Annotated in this window: 4 protein-coding genes; all 4 read left to right on the top strand. The window is 31.2% G+C overall.

From position 1 onward, the window contains the following. On the top strand, positions 1–2,121 hold a 2,121-nt coding region (locus tag QZU75_RS06395), incomplete at its 5' end, for an Ig-like domain-containing protein (protein WP_296882396.1). 355 nt (positions 2,122–2,476) lie between these two features. Beyond that, entirely contained in the window at positions 2,477–8,677 is a 6,201-nt protein-coding gene (locus QZU75_RS06390) for a hypothetical protein (protein ID WP_296882395.1), read from the top strand. Then, the gene (locus tag QZU75_RS06385) at positions 8,674–14,307 is read left to right on the top strand and encodes a right-handed parallel beta-helix repeat-containing protein (protein ID WP_296882393.1); all 5,634 of its coding nucleotides are present in this window, start codon (positions 8,674–8,676) and stop codon (positions 14,305–14,307) included. The genes QZU75_RS06390 and QZU75_RS06385 overlap by 4 nt, the downstream gene beginning before the upstream one ends. A gap of 188 nt (positions 14,308–14,495) precedes the next feature. Further along, a complete protein-coding gene (locus QZU75_RS06380; RefSeq protein ID WP_296882392.1) occupies positions 14,496–20,033 on the top strand; it encodes a right-handed parallel beta-helix repeat-containing protein in 5,538 nt (1,845 codons plus the stop codon). The last annotated feature ends 22 nt before the right edge of the window (positions 20,034–20,055 follow it).

Here is a 20,055-nt window from a genome sequence, read left to right as displayed (position 1 = left end):
ATTAATGCTACTGGTAACAGAATTATTTTGAATTCTTCTGAAGAAGGTAATGAGTCTATTCAAGAAAAATTTGGTGTTGAAGCTGTTGGTATTAAAGTTATTAAAGGTGCTGCTTATTTAACTGATAATACTATTGCTACTGCTGGTAAAGGTGTTTCTTTAACTGGTAATGAGACTTCTGCTTACTTAGCTGACAATTTCATTAATGTTGTTGCTGGTGTGGATAAGGATGCTTATGCTATTTATGCTACAGGTGGTCCTATTTTATTTGTTTTAGGAAATACTGTTGATTATCAGGGTGCTACTAAAGGTACTGGTGTTAATAATGCTGTTTATCTTAATAATGTGTCTGCTTTGATGGTAGAAAACAAGTTTGATTTGGATTTAGTTTCTTCCTCTGTGGATTGGGTTGAAATTCCTGCTGGTTCAGGTAACTGGGTATCTTTCCCTGTTTCTGAAGGTATTGTGTTTGAAGATTCAGACAATGTAATTTTCATGGACAATAATGTCGATGTTACTTACAATGATGCTGTAGGCTTTTATGATACTATTTATTCTGTAAGTTTCAAGAATTCTAATAATGCTTTAATTAAAGACAATAACATTACTGCAAACGGTCACAATTTCATCTATGGTCTTCAGGTAAGTGGAGAAAACTTCACTATTGAAGGTAACAATATTTCAGTTTCATCTGATATTTATTATGCTAATGGTATTGATATTGAAGGTCCTGCTTCCGGTGTAGTTAAAGACAATGAAATTTATGTAAGTGGTATTGTTTCTGCTTATGCTATTTATTCCGGTATGAACGGTGCTAATGTTTCTGCTAATTATACTGGTAATGATATTGCTGCTAAAGCATACAATGTATTCGGATTCTCTTTAGGTGATGTTGAAAGTAACATTGTCGGCAATGACTTAATCCTTTTCGGTAACTACACTACAGGAATTGCATTTAAAGGATCTCTATTAACTGTAGAAAACAATGCAATTAATGCACTCGGAACTAATGTCGGGGATGAAAAAATCTCAGAAACATTCGGCGTTGAAACAATAGGTATCAAAGTTACTGCAGGTAATGCTTTAATCATTAACAATAATATTAATTCAACTGCAAATTACACTATTGATGTAAAAGATACCAATTCTTCAGTACATGACAACTATTTACTTGCTAAAGAGTTAATGGGTGATTACAGTGTCAATAAATCCGGTGATGCTGAAGTTTACGACAACAATCCTAAATCAATTTCAGGAACTATCGAAATTACTGAAGTAGATGGTGATTGTACAGTTATCGGTGTTTTAAAAGACGCTAAAGGAAATCCTATTAAAAACGAAACAATTGATTATTCAGTCAATGGAGTATCTTCAACTGTAGTTACAGATGAAAACGGTACTTTCAGAATAACCAACAACACCAACGGTGAACTCAAATTAGCTTATGTCGGTGATGCACTAATTAATCCGGTAAATGCTTCAATCATATTGAAAGATATTGCAGCTCCTAGATTAGGCAGTCAGTTCAATGTTACTGAAGGTATTTCAATAAAAACCTATGCTGTTGATTCCAAAGCTGGTGAAATTGGTCAGACCACTTCATTTAAATTAACAGACTCCAACGGCAATCCTATTGTAAATGCTACAGTCAAATTTGCATACAAAACAGTTATTCTCGAAAGAACTACTGATGAAAATGGTATCGTATTTATTGGTATTAACACTCAATTAGCTCAGGAAGCACTCTGTGCAATGTCCTATCTCGGTGATGACAAATACAACGCTACATTTGTCGCATTCAGTTTCGACATCCAGAAAAAACCTATTACAATTTCAGCTCCTGCAAAATCATACAAAGTAAGTGCAAAAACCAAAAAATACACAGTAACCATAAAAACAGAAAAATGCAATTCCAGAGATGGAAAAGTTTACCTCAGCGCAGGTAAGAAAATAACCATGAAAATCAATGGTAAAACTTACACTGCAAAAACCAATGCTAAAGGTCAAGCAACCTTTAACCTTAAAATAACCAAAAAAGGTAAATTTGCAGCAACTGTTAAATTTGCTGGAGATAAAACATACGCTTCAGCAAGCAAATCTGTAAAAATAACTATTAAATAGAAGTGATTTTTCACTTCTAACTTTTTTTTCTTTTTTGACATTGACATTTCATATTTTCAATTTTATAACTGATTTCTCTCGGTTGATATATATTCTTATTTTCAATCAGCTTTTAAAATTAAAGGGCTTAATGTTAATGTAAAATTCGATTAATATTTTTTATATTTCAAGAGTTAAACTATTGAAATAATTATTGTCTTTTTGTTTAAAATTGGGTCTTGAAACTTTCTAGAAAATCCTATTTTCCTATTTAATTTAATTTTAATCAATTTGACTGTAAATATAAATATAATGTACAATATAAAATATATCAATTAAATTGTTGAGGTCATAAAAGTTGAAAAAGATATTTTTAATGTTGATGATTTTTTCATTAATATTGACTGTCAATGTAGCTTTTGCTGAAAACGAAACCGCCATACAGGATGTTTATGTAAGTGTTGAAGGTAGCGACAGCCTTGGAAACGGATCAGTTGATAATCCTTATCATACACTTGACTATACAATTGGTGTGGCCTCAAACAATTCAAATATCTATTTGAAAAGTGGTGTTTATAATTCTACAGGTTATGAAATAGTAAACAAATCAATTTCAATAACTGGAATAGGTGATGTTACTGTTGATGGAGGTAATGGAAATAAATCTCAATTAATATTTAAAGTTAACAATGATTCATCCCTTATTTTAAATAATATTAAATTTATTAATGGTTATGCAGATTTGGAAGGTTCACTTTCACCTATAATAAATGAAGGGAATCTTAAAATCAGCAATTGCAATTTTTACAATTTCACAACAATCAACGGCGCAATATTGAATAAGAATTCATTAACTCTGGACAACATTTCAGAATCCAAATTGTCAATCGACTGGAAATCAGTATTTGGTGAGGCTGGAAACATAGGTTTTATTTCCTGGATTCAACGTCAAATTAAAAATAATCCTTCCAGGGGAGAATTCGTTACAAACATTGGAGATTGTGTAATTTTTAATTCAAAATTTGTCTCCACGGTCTATAACAATAGGAATATGAATGTTTCAAATTCATATCTTAGCGCATTTATTTCCAATAGAAGTTATGACATGGACATCAGGTCTGTCATTGACAAGTCACAGGTAATGTCCCTGAGAGTTTCAAACAATGATTTATTGGTTGTCAACAATTCATTTGTAGATCCTCGTGAAGATGAATTATGGAATTCAAATGCTATTATTCAAAATTCAACATTTTTCAATGACAGCGAGAAAACTCAGTATTCTTTTAGAGCATTTTATTCAAATGTAACCATTAAGTCATCTTCATTTAACAGAATTTTATGGTTTGACTATTCAAATGTGTCTATAACCTATTCAACAGTTCTTGATAGGATTTTTGCCATGGTGGACAGTAATGTTGATGCCAATTATAACTGGTGGGGAGATAATAGGGGCCCTCGTGTAGAAAAAAATGCATACGCAAAAGTGTCAGCCAAGTATTGGATAGTAATGGCATTTGACTGCACTGACAATAATGTTTCAGTTGATTTTGTCAAATATACTGATGGCAATAATGTTTTTGACTTGAAAGATATTTGTGATGTAAACCAAAGATTGGTTAAACTGGAAACTGAAAGTGGCAGTTTCAAACAGTCTCAAGGATATCTGGTCAATGGATCATATAGAACAGAATTGATTGGAAATAATTTAAATACAATGATTTATGCAAAAGTTGACAACCAGGTGCTGAGGTTTGCTGTTGGTGACGGATATACAGATTACACATGGTATGTTTCAAATGATAAAGGTAATGATTATTTCTGTGATGGCTCACCTGAAAATCCATTTAAGACATTGTCAAAGGCAGTCTCAATGGCATACAGTGGAAATACCATTTATGTAATGGAAGGGGTGTATACCTTAAGCTGGAATGCAAATTTACAAATCTCAAAAGAGTTATATTTTGTTGGATTGGGCAATGCAGTTCTTTCAAGACCTAACGCTAGAAACATTTTCATAGTTGATGATAAAGGTATCTTAAATATTGACAATATTAATTTTACAACTTTTAATCAGGCTTATGCTGATGCTCTGATTTATCTAAACGGTGGACAGGTCAATGTGAAAAATTCCAATTTTTATGATATTCCTGCTAATTTCGGTATAATTTATGCAAATAAGTCAGATTCAATCTATTTGAACAATGTGAGCTTTAATAATTTTGTAGGCTGTGCAATTAAAGGTAATTCAAAATTTATATGTGTTAACAATACTTACTTTACAAATGAAGCTAGTAAATATCATGTTGAAGATATAATTTCGGTCAACTCTGACATTGATGTTCTCAATTCAAGATTTGAAAACAATACTAATGGTTTAATTTCCACAGGCATAAATAGTCTTTCCAAAACTTACATTTACAATACTTCATTTGTTAACAATAATTGGATAAACCGCAATCGTTTCGGTCTGAACATTGACAATTCAGAAAATAATAGACGATATGCAGTTATTGATTCATGCTACTTTTACAAAAATAGAGGCCATATTGTTGTATGCAATGTAATAAATAATTCCTGTTTCATTAACAATACTGATGTTCCTTTTGAGGAATATTATGTAAGTTCTGATAGTTATCTGCAAACTTTAATCACGGCTTTCGATTTAATCAATAACTCTTACTTTTATGGAAATCAGCTTCCAGCAAAAACATATACTCAACATGTAATTCAATCAGATAATGTTTACAATAGTATATTTATTAAAAATACCGGAGCTTTTGGTGTATTGTCAGAACCTAATGAAGTTCATTACTGTGTTTTCTTGAATAACACGGGTCTTTATGGTCCAAGTGACATATTCGTGTATAAGGGCAATTTGAATGCTTCAAGCAATTGGTGGGGTTCAAATCAAAAGCCTGACGATTCAAAAGTTCAGGTGTTCATTGGCAATCTGACCTTGGAAAATTGGGTGATTTTAAACATAACTCAGGAAGGCAACAAGATTATAGCATCACTCGATAATGTCGTTGATGACGATAAAAACATTTACAGGTTAAATCACACTTTACCTGAAAGAATGGCTTATTTCACAAGTGATAATGGTGAAATCACACCAGTAGTTAACCTTGTTAATAATTATGCTATAGCTCATTTGATTAAAAATACAACCTCTGATTTTGATGTATATGTTGTGGTGGACAATCAGAAATTGAGTCTAACAGTTTACAATAATTCCACATTGATATTGATAGATGACGTGACTCTCTATGGTAAGAACAATAAGTATAAGATTACTTTAATCAATGTCAATGGCCATAAGATTTCAAACCAGCTTTTGGATGTTGTTGTCAAATCAAAAAATGGGTTTATGCAGCCTTACACATTAACAACTGATGAAAATGGAGTTTCATATTTAAATGTGGACTATGCAGTGGGAATGTACAATATTGAAGTAATATATTATGGAAATGGTTACTTTGAAAAATCCTCTTCTCAAGCCGTTATAAATGTATCATCAATTGAAACTTCAATTTATTCGCATGATTTTGTCTATTGGGGAAAGAATAATAGGTTTTACATGATATTAACTGATGAACTTGGAAGAAAGTTACTCAATCAGTCAATCGTATTAGAAATTTACAACTCAAAAAACAAATTGCTTGCAAGTGTTAATGTAATGACTGGGACCAATGGGCAGGCAGAAACATTATTTTCTCTTGATACTGGTGACTATATTGCCAAATGGAATTATTTAGGTGATGACTGGTATAAACCAAGTTATTCCTATTCACATGTTACAGTCAATCCGATAAATACAACATTGACACTTCCAAATGCTACTCTCTACGGAAGGGGAAATGACTATGAATTTACATTTACAGACATTTATGGAAACAGGATTTCAGATGAAACAATTAACCTGAAAATATCAAATGCTACAGATTCAGCTGATTTTAAGATAAAAGTGGAAAATGGTGTGGGATCAATTAACATTAACCTGCTTCCTGGAATTTACGATGTTGAAGCAAGCTTTGCAGGAGACAATGTTTATGGTTCGGCCAATGTAAAATCAAGCTTGAACATTCAAAAGGTATACTTAACATTAAACTTCAAATCACATGCAAAAATTCCTGAAAACGGAGTATTCACAGTCATTCTAAAAGATATGTACGGTAAAAGGGTTTCTAGTGAAAAATTAACGCTCGAATTATATGAAGATGGATTGTACAAAACCTACAATGAGACCAGCGATGCAAACGGGGAGGTAAATTTCAAAATAGATGCAGTTGAAAACATCTACTTTGCAATAATGAACTATGATGGTAGCACATGGTATAATCCATCAACCGGGGCTGCAACAGTTGAAGTAAGTCACAGCGTAAGTGTCGGTAAGGTTTATCTTGATGGAACTGACTATACTGCATATTATGGTGAAAATGGATACTTTACAATTTTATTCAATGATACAAACAAGTTTTCACTTGAAGGAATGAGCATTCCTGTCGTAATATCTTCAGGGGATTTTTCAAAGGCGATTAATGCTGAAAGCGATGCATTTGGTAATGTTCGTGTTCAAATTACACTTGAACCTGGAACATATAACATCACCTACAAATATGAAAATCCGTTTTATAACATTTACAATTCAAAATCAAATACAATTACAATATTCAGGATGCCGACAAGCCTTGTTGCATCAGACATGATTATAAAAAAAGGGGATAACAAAAACTTTGAAGTAAAACTAATAAACAAGAATGGAGTAGCCATTTCCAATTTGCCGGTGGCCATAAAAGTTGATGGCAAATCATATAATGTTTCTACAAACAGTTTTGGAATTGCAAAATTGCCTTTAAATCTCGATTTGGGCTATCATAGTGTGGAATGTGAATTTGAAAATGTCAATTATATCTCTTCAAGCACCAACACCACAATTTTGGTTGTTGATGATTCAAAAACTATCACTGGCTTGGAAACAAACGAAGTGCATGCTGGAGAAGGCAAAACATTTAATTATAGAGTATTACTTCTTGATGCTTTGGAAAATCCTATCAAATCGTCCCAAATTGTTTTAAATATCACTGATGTAGAGAATAATTTAATTGGAAGCTATGAAACTTATACCAATCAAAATGGTGAAGCAATATTTTACTTGAACTTAAGTTATGGTACTTATACTGCAAAGGCATACTATTCAGGCAATAATATGTACTTTGAAAGTTTCAATACAAATAATATTTATATATCTCCTTTTGAAAACGTTACTGAGACAATACTCTTCGGCAGTGATGCGGAAATAATCAATGGTTATGGAAATGCATATTATGTTATTTTAAAGACAGTTGATGGGGATTTCATTGAAAATGCAACTGTGGAATTTATTGTAAAAGGAAATAAATATTATTCAACAACTGATAATCGGGGAAAGGCAGTATTAAATGCTTTATTCAATCCTGGAGCTTTTGAAGTCAAAGCTAAATTTGAAGAATCAAGCAATCTGACAAAAGCATATGTCACCAACCATATTCGTGTTTCAGGAGAACCGGTTTATTTGGTCTCTCAGGACGTAGTTAAATCTTATCATAACGGCACCCATTATTATGTAGCATTGTTTGATGCATTGGGCAGACCTATGGTTGGAAAGACTATTCACTTCATTTTCAACAATGAAACTTATAATGAAACCACTGATGGCGATGGATTTGCAGTCTTTGAAGTCTGGTTTGGCCCGGGTGAGTATAACATTACTGCATTTTATCAGGGAAGCTATCCAGATGAGTACAGAATTGTTTCAAACAATATTGCTGTTTTGACAACTCTTTTAAGCAGTAACGTTACCGTATATTATACTGGAAAAACTACAATGTATGCAACATTTTTCGACTTCAGCAATAATGCTTTAAATGATACTGATGTGCTTCTAAACATTAATGGGGTCACATATAAGGTTAAAACAGATGAATACGGAATTGCCACATTACCTATTAAATTAAATGCTGGCAGTTATGACTTGAATATCTTAAATACTGTTACGGGCCAGATTGAAATGTATAATGTTAAGATTTTATCCACCATATCTTCTTCCAATCTTGTTAAGTATTATAAAGGCTCTGCAAACTTTAAGGCAATATTTAAAGACAAGAATGGAAAGCTATTGAAAAATACTTTGGTGAAATTCACATTAAAAAGTAAAACTTATTCAATCAAGACAAATGCAAATGGAGTTGCAACCCTAAAAATCAATTTAAAACCTGGAAAATATACCATAACAACCCGGAATACCAAAACTGGTGAAAAGCACTCAAATAAAATCACTGTAAAGACTAGAATAATCACTTCAAATAAAAATGTTAAGGTTGCAAAAAAGATTAATTTCCAAGCAAAAATTCTCAAATCCAATGGTGAGATTGCTAAAAAAGCAACAGTCAAATTTAATATTAATAAAAAAACATATAATGTTAAAACTGATAGTAAAGGTATTGCTAAAGTAAACATCAAACTTAATAAAGGTAAATATACAATAAAAACAACTTATGCAGGTTTGACCGTGAAGAATACAGTGAAGGTGGTTAAATGAATAACAAAATTTTAATACTTGCTTTTCTAAGTTTAATCATTTTATGCACTATTGGTGGAGTTTATGCCACTGATATTGACAATTTAACTCTGACAGTTGATATTTCGTCTGAAATTGAAGGAATTCCGGTCGATGATGCATCATTTGAAAGTGGTGAATCTGAAATAGTTATCACGGATGATAATTACGATAATTACTTCAATAAGTATACTGGTACAATTAAAGATACATTAAATCCCTCTGTCAATACTATTAAAATGGGTAATGTTTCTAATAAGGCTTTTATTATTGACCGACCTTTAAATATAATGCCTTTATCTTCCGATTGTGAAATCAGCAATGGGGTTATTCATCTGGTTCAGGGAAGCAGCGGATCCAACATTACCAACTTGGTTATTAACAATACAAAAGGAGATTTATATGTTGATGGATTATTCGTTTGCAAGTTGCATGGGATATGGTTTTCAAATTCAAGTGATAATCTTATCTATAATAACACCATTCGAATTCCAGGTACTGAAGGATGCTATGCGATACCGATGGGATATTCAAGCAGAAACAGAATTTTATACAATGATGTAGTTTCAACTTTCACATCATGTATTCTGATGGGAATGTGTGACTACAACAATATTTCCTATAACCGTCTGGAAGTTAAAACTTTATATTATGCTGCCGTGGCTAATATAATTTATATGAATCCTTATGGTCATGCTGATTACAGTGGTCCTGCAGATTGTGTTGGAACTTATATTTCAAACAATTTCATTAAAAATGTGGATGAAAACAGTGTCATGGAATGGACTCTCAATTTGATGGGAAAATCTGATAACACTTCAATCATCAATAATACTATTGTCAACGGAGATATTGGAATAACCATGTCTGGTAATTCAAATAATATTCTAATATCTGGAAATACAATTATAAACTGTACTTCTTCAATTGTGGCGGGTGCAGATGATGTAGTTATTTCAGACAATATTATTACAGGTTCATCAATGAATGACGGTATAACAATTTTTCCTGATGAACTAGACTATAAAGATAATGCATATGTTTTTAACAATACAATTGTTTATGACAATCTTTATAAGGCAATTTCCATTGGTCGTGGAGCTAATGTATATGATAATACAATAAAATTGTCTAAATATGGTGTTGGAATCTCTGACGGTTCAAACAATTCAAACATAACTGGAAATAGGATTTATGTTTTAGGGGATGATGGAATTTTGCTCAATGGAAACAATTCTTTTGTATCAAACAACATTATCCATACAAAAGCCAAAGGTATTTCCAGTGTGTCTAAAAGTGAAAAATTTAAAGTATATAATAATACTATTGTCTCAAACAAGATTTACAGTGATAAATATGGTGTTTGTATCGAAGGTTATGTCTACAACACCACAATATCTGAAAATTATATAGAAACAAATGAAAGTGATGCATTCTACATTAACATGTACATGACTTTGGATGATAGAAATCCTGGTCAGATTGCAGACAATACAATCAATGGTATCATCAAGGATACTGAAATATTGGTGATTGATGACAGTAATTTTTATGATTATTTTGACGATGAGGGCTATTTAAAATATAATTTCAAAACAAATTCACAAAGAATTTTGTTTTTAACATTTCTGACAAACAAGAATCTTTATTTCACAGATCCAATCACATTAACAAGTAACAAACAGGCTAACCTGTTATATAATATCACAATAACATTGACAGAAGATGCATCCGATTCTACTATTAGAGACTTCAAGTTTTACAGTTTTGATAAGGAAAGCATTATCCTTGACGGTGTTGAAAATGTAGTAGTTAAGGATAATGAATTTACAGTATTGGCGGGTGATGTTTTTGAAAGTAAAACAATATCCGTTGTTAGAGGGTGTGACTTTTGTAATATCACTGGTAATTCAATATTTGTAAATTCAAAGGCCTATGTGACTTATGCGATTTGCGTTTCAGAGCCACAATACCTGATGGTAAAAAGGATTTCAAGCAATTTTAATATTTTGAACAATAACATTCTAATCAAATCTTCAGGCATAGCCGAGGCAATGTATTTTGATGCGCTGGTTGAAAGTAGCATTACAGGAAATAGCATTAATATAATGTCTGACGGTTCAGCATATGGTGTAGCGGTCTGTGATGTTTTTGAAAGGCCATATGACATTAACCTAGATTCAAATTCTATCATTGTCAATTCAAAGGAAATGAGCTATTTGATTGAACTTTATAGGGTAGACTATTGTAAAATAGTGAATAATTATTTAAAAGGAACTGCTAATGGTGTTTATGCCATCGGTTTGTATAATTCAAGTTCAACCATTAAAGGTAATGAAATCATTGTTGTTGGAAGAAATTTAACTGATGAACATGCAGGTGATGCACTTGGTAAAGGTAATTCAGCTATTTACCTTACAAGACAATCTTATGTCGATAAGTTTGAAAATAATATTATTGATGCTCAAAATTGTGAAATAATTACTAATTTAAGTTCACAAATTTCAAAAATAAATTCAAATGCCTTTGTTATTTCAAACAATAACTATGACTTATACTTTAACATGAATGGAAAACTGATTTCAGGAATTATCAAAAATAGCGATAAGATTTTATTTAAAAATTTCACAGATTCAAAAGCAATGGATATTGATGTGTCAGTTTTAATAAAACCGTATTCGCACTTAAATGACTTCAGAGCTATTTTAATATTATCTAAGGGGTCTGATAAATCAATAATAACTGGATTTGATTTTAACGATGCAAATATTGTATTGCAGAATGTTTCAGATGTAACAATTACTTCAAATAATTTTGCAGATTCAAAAATAACAGACAACTGTGGCTTGAACAATACAATTTCAAACAATTCCTTTGAAGTTAAAGGGGAAACCATAATCTTTAATGGATGTTTGAATGGTAATTTTGTGGCAAATGAGTTAAATGTCAATTCAACTGATGCTGTAATTGTTCTTATAAGTAAATCAAACGAAACCAATATATTGAATAATTCCTTTGATGCTGTTGGGTCTAATTTCAAGCTCATAGCTTCAGATTCATCTTACGCAAGCAATATTTCCGGTAATGTCATTTACATCAATGCAACTGATGATGCTTACTTTTATTTTGCTGATAATGTCTTTAATGATAGAATTTATAATAACAATGTGTTGATTAATAGTTTAGATGGTAATCCAGTTGCAATTTATTATGATAATTCATCAGGTAATGAAATCATGTTCAATAGGATTGTGTCATCTTCAAATGATGGTCAGGACTATGCCGTTGTAATCGATTCAGAAAACAATACTGTTACTAATAATTATTTTACTTCTTCAAACGGATTTAAAAGAGGGGATGATGCGGTCAAAGCAATAAACAATACAGTTCATGACAATGTTCCTGTTATCATTTATGTTTCAGTAAATGGCACTGACAAGGGCAATGGAAGTTTTGACGATCCTTACCCAACAATCAAAAAAGCAATTGAAAACTGCTTAAGTGGGGCGATAATTTACATACTTCCTGGTATGTATAACGAATCCAATATTACTGTTGATAAGAATGTTACATTAACTGCCATTAATATGGAAGGAAACACCTATATAAATGCTTTAAACAGCCAGCTATTCAATATTGGGAAAGGTGGAATTTTGTCCATAAACTCATTGAAAGTGTTCAATGGATTCAGTGTGGAGGGAGGATCACTTTTTAATAATTTAGGAACATTATTGATTAATAATTCTGTAATTTATAATTCATCATCTTATTATGATAATTCAAATCCGACATTTTCATACAAAAACAAGTACAATAAATATGAAATGTACAGTTATGACTGTTCAGAGCTTGGTATTGGTGGTGCAATTCTTAATCTTGGAGAGTTAATAATTAGTTCATCTGCACTTTATGATAATTTTGCCCATAAGGGTGGGGCTATTGCAGATTTTGGAAAAACCACCATTAAAAATTCATTAATATGTAACAACACCGGTGTTCATGGTGGGGCCATTTATACAAATTCCAATGGGGAATGTATCATTGAAGACTGTGAATTTAAAGACAATTTAGCTATTCAAACTCTTGATTACTGTTCTATTAAAAAGATTATTTATCGGGAATATCCTAACCTTGCAGGATTGAGATATCGTTATGTGTCAACCTGCGAGGCTTTACCGGGAATGGGTGGTGCAATATTTTCAAATACTGTTTTAAACATTAATAATTCATTGTTTGATAGTAATACCGCTAAATATGGTGGTGCAATAGCATATGACAGCAACATCTTAACAACTCAAAACTATTATTCTACCTCTAATTTAGATTACTCTGGCAAAGGAGAAAAAATAGTTTATTCTCCAACTTCTATTTTAAACATTGACAATTCAGTTTTTACAAATAATGAAGCTAAAAATACTTCTTGTGGTAACTTGAGCATGCTGGTGGATGACCGTTATGGTGGAAGTCTATATAACATTCATGCGGAGGGGGGAGCCATATTTGGAGCTTTAATTCAATTTAATTTATATAATAACACTTTTACGCATAATCTTGCTGAAAGCAATGGTGGAGCAATATGTGTCCAGTCACTTAACTCTTCAATCGAAAAATGTATATTCACTGATAACCGTGCTGGTGAGCAGGGTGGAGGATTAGATATATTTGGTAACTTTGAAATATTCAACACAGAAATAGTCAATAATTCTGCAAAATATGGGGGAGCTTTACAGTACAATTCATATTCATCATATGGGCATGTGGAAAATAATGCAGACATGTTTAATGTAACTGTCTCTGGAAATAATGCATTGGAATATGGTGGGGCATTCACAATAGGCATTGGGAATTTCGCCATTAAAAATTCAAATATCTATGACAATAATGCTCCAAGTGGGTCTACATTTTCTGGAACATATGGTGTTTCAGGAAGTGCAAAAATTGATGCCCGTGGGAACTGGTGGGGTTCAATAAATGGGCCTGATGATTCAGTATTCATGCAACATAACATTAGATTTAGATCATGGTCAGGTCAAAAAATAGACTGGGGGCCTGTAGTGGTCAATGGTGAAGATAATTCTGGTAACAATCCAAATAGGGGTAATGGAAATTCACAACAGTCAAATCCTACTTCAACAGGTTCAGGTACTCATACTAGCTTTACATTGACTGGTGATACTTCTTATTCACAAAGAATTGATTCGAACGAATTTAACTTCAATGGAAATTGGCCAACTGGAAAAAATAATGGTGATTGGAGTGGTCAATTTGGTGACGGCGATGGTGTAAGTCCGTATGAATCTTCAGGAAACAGTAAAACTTCAGTCAACGGTAATACTGTAAATCCTAACAGCTTAAGCAAATCAAACAGTTCAAGTGTTAATAACTTAGCTTCTGTTGGAATGACTGCCAATGCTGCTGATTCTTCTCCAAGTGCTCAATCTTCATCAAGTGAAGGTGGAAGCGGTGAAGGTGGAAAAGCATATGAAATAACAAAAGAAGTCAAAAAAGAAATAATCGATGAGGATTTATCAATTATTAATGTCTTATTTATTTTATTATGGATTTTCCTGTTTATTGGATTTTATAGAAAATATCGCTCAGAAAATAATTAAATATTATTTTTTCTCCTATTTTTTATAATTCTTATTAATTTTAATTATTTTCTATAATTCTTAATTAAAATATAATTTAATAATCTTTAAATATACTTTATCATAATATATATTATTGGTATTAAATAGTTTAGATTTTTAGTTTTATAGTTTAATACTTTTAAAAAATTGTTGAGGTAAATAAGATTATGAAAAATTATAGGATATTATTTATATCTTTTGTATTGCTTGTTTTCATGATTGGTGCTGTCAGTGCTGGAGATGTTAATTCATCTGATGATGCAGTGGCGACTAGTGATGAATCAACAGTGGGAATTGAATTTCCAGGAATTGTCATTCCGGATTTTCCTATTGGACCTGATGAAGACCCTGTTGATGTAGAAGTAACTACAAAAGAAATCTATGTAAGTGATACTGGAAATGATTCAAATGTTGGATCTAAAGAAAGTCCTTATGCTACAATAAAAAAAGCATATTCTGATGTAAATGCATCTAATGATGCTACAATTCATATTGGTGAAGGAACATTTTTCCTTGAAGGAACAATAATTCACTATTATGAAGATTATGGTGATTTTGTAGATGAATGGGATGATGAATATAAAGGTTTGTACATTGATTTAAATCATAACTCATTTGGAGGAAATTTAAAATTCATTGGTGCAGGTCCTGATAAAACATTTTTAGATGGGCAATCTGCTTATAATTTTGCAACTATTGCTTCTAAAGCAAATGTCACAGTTAAAGATTTAACTTTTATTAATTGTAAAAATAATGATCTTGGAGGAACCATTTCTAATCAAGGTATTTTGACTGTTGAAAATTGTGTATTTAAAGATTCAATAACTACTGGCTCCCAAGGTGGTGCAATTTCAGCAGCTAATGACATGTTTGTCATTGGTGATGATAATCTTAAAAGTTATTTAACAGTGAAGAATTCTAGTTTTATTTCATGTTTAGTAATGGGCTCTGATGGAGGATTCATGTCTGCTAATGGGGGTGGAGCAATTTATGTTAATAATATTGAAAAATTATATTTAGAAAACAATACATTTATTAACACTGGGTTTGCGTCACCTGATGGTTTAGGTCCTGCTGTTTACATGTCCCAAACTAAATCCTCTATTATTAACAATAAATTTATTAATTTAACTGGAACAAGTGATGCTTCTTTATATTTAAATCCAGGTTATGGTACTGAATGTAGTGTCATTGGAAATGAATTTATTAATTGTTCTAATCCATCTGAAGAGTATTCTATTGTTAATTTACTTTATGGAAATTTTGTTTTTGAAAACAATACTTTTATTAATTCAACCAATTCTGTTGGAAATATTTATCTTAGGGGTAGTTTGAGTATTATGAATTTTTCAATGATTAGAGATGTAATTAATGTTTCTAATCCTGAAGTTAACAAAGGTGTTAAGATTCCAATCACTAATATAACTGATGATGAGGGTAATATTGTTAAAGCAGATTCATTTAGCGTAAAATTATCTGGAAATAACACCTATGTATATTCTCCAACTATTTCTGGTAATTTGACTTTCATTATATTTAATAATATTCCAGAAAATGGAATTTATAATTTAACAATTGCATGGAATAATGGTGAAACTGATGTGTTAACAACAGTTAATATAACTCTTTCAAATGAACCTATAGATTTATATGTATCACCAAAAGGTAGTGATGCAAATAATGGTTCTTATGAATATCCATTTGAAACTATTCAAAATGCAATCGATGTTGGTTTTGATAAATCTTTCACTGTAACTGTTCATTTACTTGATGGTACATATTCTGGTGTGGGTAATGTTGCATTGACTATTGCTAATAAAGGAACACTTCAACTTGTTGGTGAAAATTACGGAAAAGCAATTATTGATGCAACCAATAATAATTGGTTTGTTTCAATTAGAACAACTGATGCAACTTTAGAAAATTTAACTTTTATTAATGGTAAATCTACTTCTACAAATTTAATAGGGGGAGGAGAATTAAATAATTGTATTATCTCTAACAACACTGTTAATTCAAATAGTAGATATGTTGTATATCAATCAAAATTGACAAATGTTGATTATAACAATAATATTGGAAGAATATATCTTTCAAATTCAATGTCTAATTCTAATATAACAAATAATGAATTTGTAGATTTAAATAATGGTGGAATAATAGTTATTAGTGCTTCTAACTTAGTAATAGAAAATTGTACTTTTTTAAATAATACTGCTACAAAAGGTGGTGTTCTTTATGCAAATAATGGATTTACAAGTAGAAATAATAATTTTGTAAATAATAAAGCTAGTCAAGTTTACTTTAGTCAAAATTATCCAACAGCAAATTATGGTGTTATATTCACATCAAATAGTGGAACTTATACTTTTGAAAATAATACTTTTGTGAATAATTATGCATATGAAAGTGGTGTAATTGGCTGGCAATATCAAAATAATAATATCCAGACAAATCCAACTTATGTATTTGCAGATTGTAAATTTATCAATAACTCTGCTGTTGAAGCGGGTGTTACTAAAATTAAAGCAGGAAGTTTTACTAACTGTGAATTTATTAATAATAGTGCTGATTATGGTGGTGCAATTTCATTGATGCCATTTGTTAAAAATTCAAAAACATTAGAATTAATCAATGTAACCTTTAATAATAATGTTGCAAACAGAAATGGTAATGATATTTATTTGGCTCCACAAGGAGGATATGGTAGTGATTATAGTAATTATATTTATGCTATTGATTTAACTATTAATTTTAATAATTTGAATACTTCTTATCTGGTTGATAATTTAATAGCTAATATTACTACAGATACTGGCATATCAATTGGTGGAAATAATGTTTATTTCTTACTTAATGAAACTAATATCGGTGTTAGTGAAATTAACAATGGTGTTGCTATATTAAATTATGCTGGTTTTGAAGATGGTCAATATGAATTAAGTGGATATATGAATTTCCAACCTGTAAATGCTATTGTTAATAATGCTACAGTTAATGTAAAATTAGAAGGTATTTTGGATAATGTTACTTATTGGGTATCTAATGAAGGTAGTGATGAAAGTGGAAACGGCAGTGAAAAAAATCCATTTAAATCTATTAATTATGCATTAACTGAAGGAAGTAAAAATTGTAGAAATATTTTTATTAATATTGTAGAGGGAGTTTATGCCGGTGATTTAAACACTAATTTAGAACTTTCTTCAATGAATAATGTAACTATTGTTGGTGCAGGTATTGAAAAAACTATTATTGATGGTAATAATGAAAAAATATTTGCTAGAATTACAGAAGGTAAAAATAAAATTACTTTAGTTAACTTAACTATTAAAAACATGTTGCCTTCAAATGTTAATTTAATTGGAACTGCAACTAATTCCATAACTAATATTCTTAATGGCTTAAGTTCTCCTATTAGTATTGATGAAAATGCAACTCTTTATTTAGATGGTGTTGAAATTACTAATTGTCGCGGTGGTCAAGCAATTATTGTAAATAATGGAAATTTAGTAATTAATAATTCTGTATTTAGCAATAATGGTATTTCATCTAATGGTCTTGTTTCAGGAGGAGATGTAACAATTGACAATTCAGTATTAACATCCAATGTAGCAGTATCTGGTTTATTATATTCTGTTAACTCATTATTCATTAATAATTCAGTTATTAAAGATAATTTTAATCTTCAATTCTTCTTATTAACTGGTGTAGTGTCAATGTTTAATGGAGGTGCGGGATTATATACTGTGATTGAAAACACTATTATTTCTAATGATGGAAATAATTCATATTTAAGTATAATTGGATATAATGAAACTTATGATAACTTGTGTCCAGTATTTACACTTGCAGGTAATATTATTGCAAATAATTTATCCATGATAAATAATTATGATTCTCCATTACCTGAGTACGATGTTAACTATATTGATGGTGTTAAAGTATCTCCATTTGGTTATGCCTATGGAGCTTATGGAAAAAATGTTTCAGTATCTAATTCAACATTTGTAAATATGGATTGTATATGGGCTGTAAATACTTATGGAACAGTTAATTTTGATATAGATAGTTGTGTATTCTATAATTTATCAAAAATAGCTTACAGTTTCACTCCTGGTGAAAATTCACTATACAATATAACTAATTCTGTATTCATCAACTCCAATCCAGTAATTGATAGAAATTATCGTTCAGATCGTGATAATCCTAATTGTACATTTGAAAACAACTATTGGGGTAGCAATGAAAAACCGGTAGTTATATTTATTAATCTTAATCCTGATAAACCACAATCTTTTGAACCTAACTCATGGATTGTATTATATTCTGAAGATGAGCAAACTGTTATTAAAAACTTAACTGACGGTGAAAACATTACGGATTACACCGGTAATGCTCCTATCAGAACTGATTATGCAGATAATCATGGTGCTTTAGACTATGCTGTTGTGTTCGGTGATGTAGGATACTTATTCACTACTGATGATGATAAGAATGTTATCTTCAACCCTGAAGATGCTATGTATCCATTCGTTGCAGCTGATCCTATGGATTACAGAACTCCTTCAACTATTGCTATCACTGGTTTTGCTGGTGATTTAGGCATTGTTTGTGTTTTAGTTGATCCTGTGGGCAATCCTATTGCTAACGCTACAATCTTATCAATCATCAACGGTGAAAACGTTGCTAACGTAACTACTGATGAAAATGGTGCTTTCACTGTTAAAGGTATTAAAAACGGTGTTTTAACATTATTATTCAACGGTACTGATGATTACTTCGATACCGAGTACAATTTAACCTTTACTGATGCCGGTAAAACTACTAAATCTTTCATTTATCTCAACATTATTGAGGCTGATTTGGCGGTTAAAGGTACTTTGGTTGATGATGAAGGCAGTCCTATTGCTAATGCTGTAATTACATATACCATAAACGGTGAAAATGCAACTAACGTAACTACAGATACTGATGGTGTTTTCCAGGTTCAGGGTGCTTCAAACAGTATTGTTGATATTGTATTTGCAGGCAGTGAAGGCGCTGATGCTGCAAACACTACTCTTATCATAAAAGATGTTGCTCCTACTGTTGTCAGACTCGGATCTCAGTTCAATGTTACTGAAGGCGTTTCCATTAAAACCTATGCTGTTGATTCCAAAGCTGGTGAAGTCGGTCAGACCACTTCATTTAAATTAACAGACTCCAACGGAAACCCAATTGTAAATGCTACAGTTAAATTCGCATACAAAACAGTTATTCTAAACAGAACTACTGATGAAAACGGTATTGTATTTATTGGTATTAACACTCAATTGGCTCAGGAAGCACTCTGTGCAATGTCATATCTTGGTGATGAAAACTACAATGCTACATTTGTTGCATTCAGTTTCGACATCCAGAAAAAACCTATTACAATCACAGCTCCTGCTAAAACCTACAAAGTTAGTGTAAAAACCAAAAAATACACTGTAACATTAAAAACAGAGAAATGCAATTCACTTGACGGTAAAGTTTACCTTAGCGCAGGCAAGAAAGTGACCATGAAAATTAATGGTAAAACTTACACTGCTAAAACAAATGCCAACGGTCAGGCAACCTTTAACCTTAAAATAACCAAAAAAGGTAAGTTTTCAGGAACTGTTAAGTTCGCTGGAGATAAAACATACTCTTCAGCAAGCAAATCTGTAAAAATAACTATTAAATAGAAGTGAATATTCACTTCTAACT

This window comes from uncultured Methanobrevibacter sp. (genome assembly GCF_902764455.1).
GTDB lineage: Archaea > Methanobacteriota > Methanobacteria > Methanobacteriales > Methanobacteriaceae > Methanocatella.
Note: the sequence above shows the minus strand (reverse complement) of the source record. Positions and strands in the feature narration are given on the sequence as shown.

Bases quoted from the DNA above. Each gene is read 5' to 3' on its own strand.
- QZU75_RS06390 (WP_296882395.1), top strand. From the start codon at position 2,477: ATGTTGATGATTTTTTCATTAATATTGACTGTCAATGTAGCTTTTGCT.
- QZU75_RS06385 (WP_296882393.1), top strand. From the start codon at position 8,674: ATGAATAACAAAATTTTAATACTTGCTTTTCTAAGTTTAATCATTTTA.
- QZU75_RS06380 (WP_296882392.1), top strand. From the start codon at position 14,496: ATGAAAAATTATAGGATATTATTTATATCTTTTGTATTGCTTGTTTTC.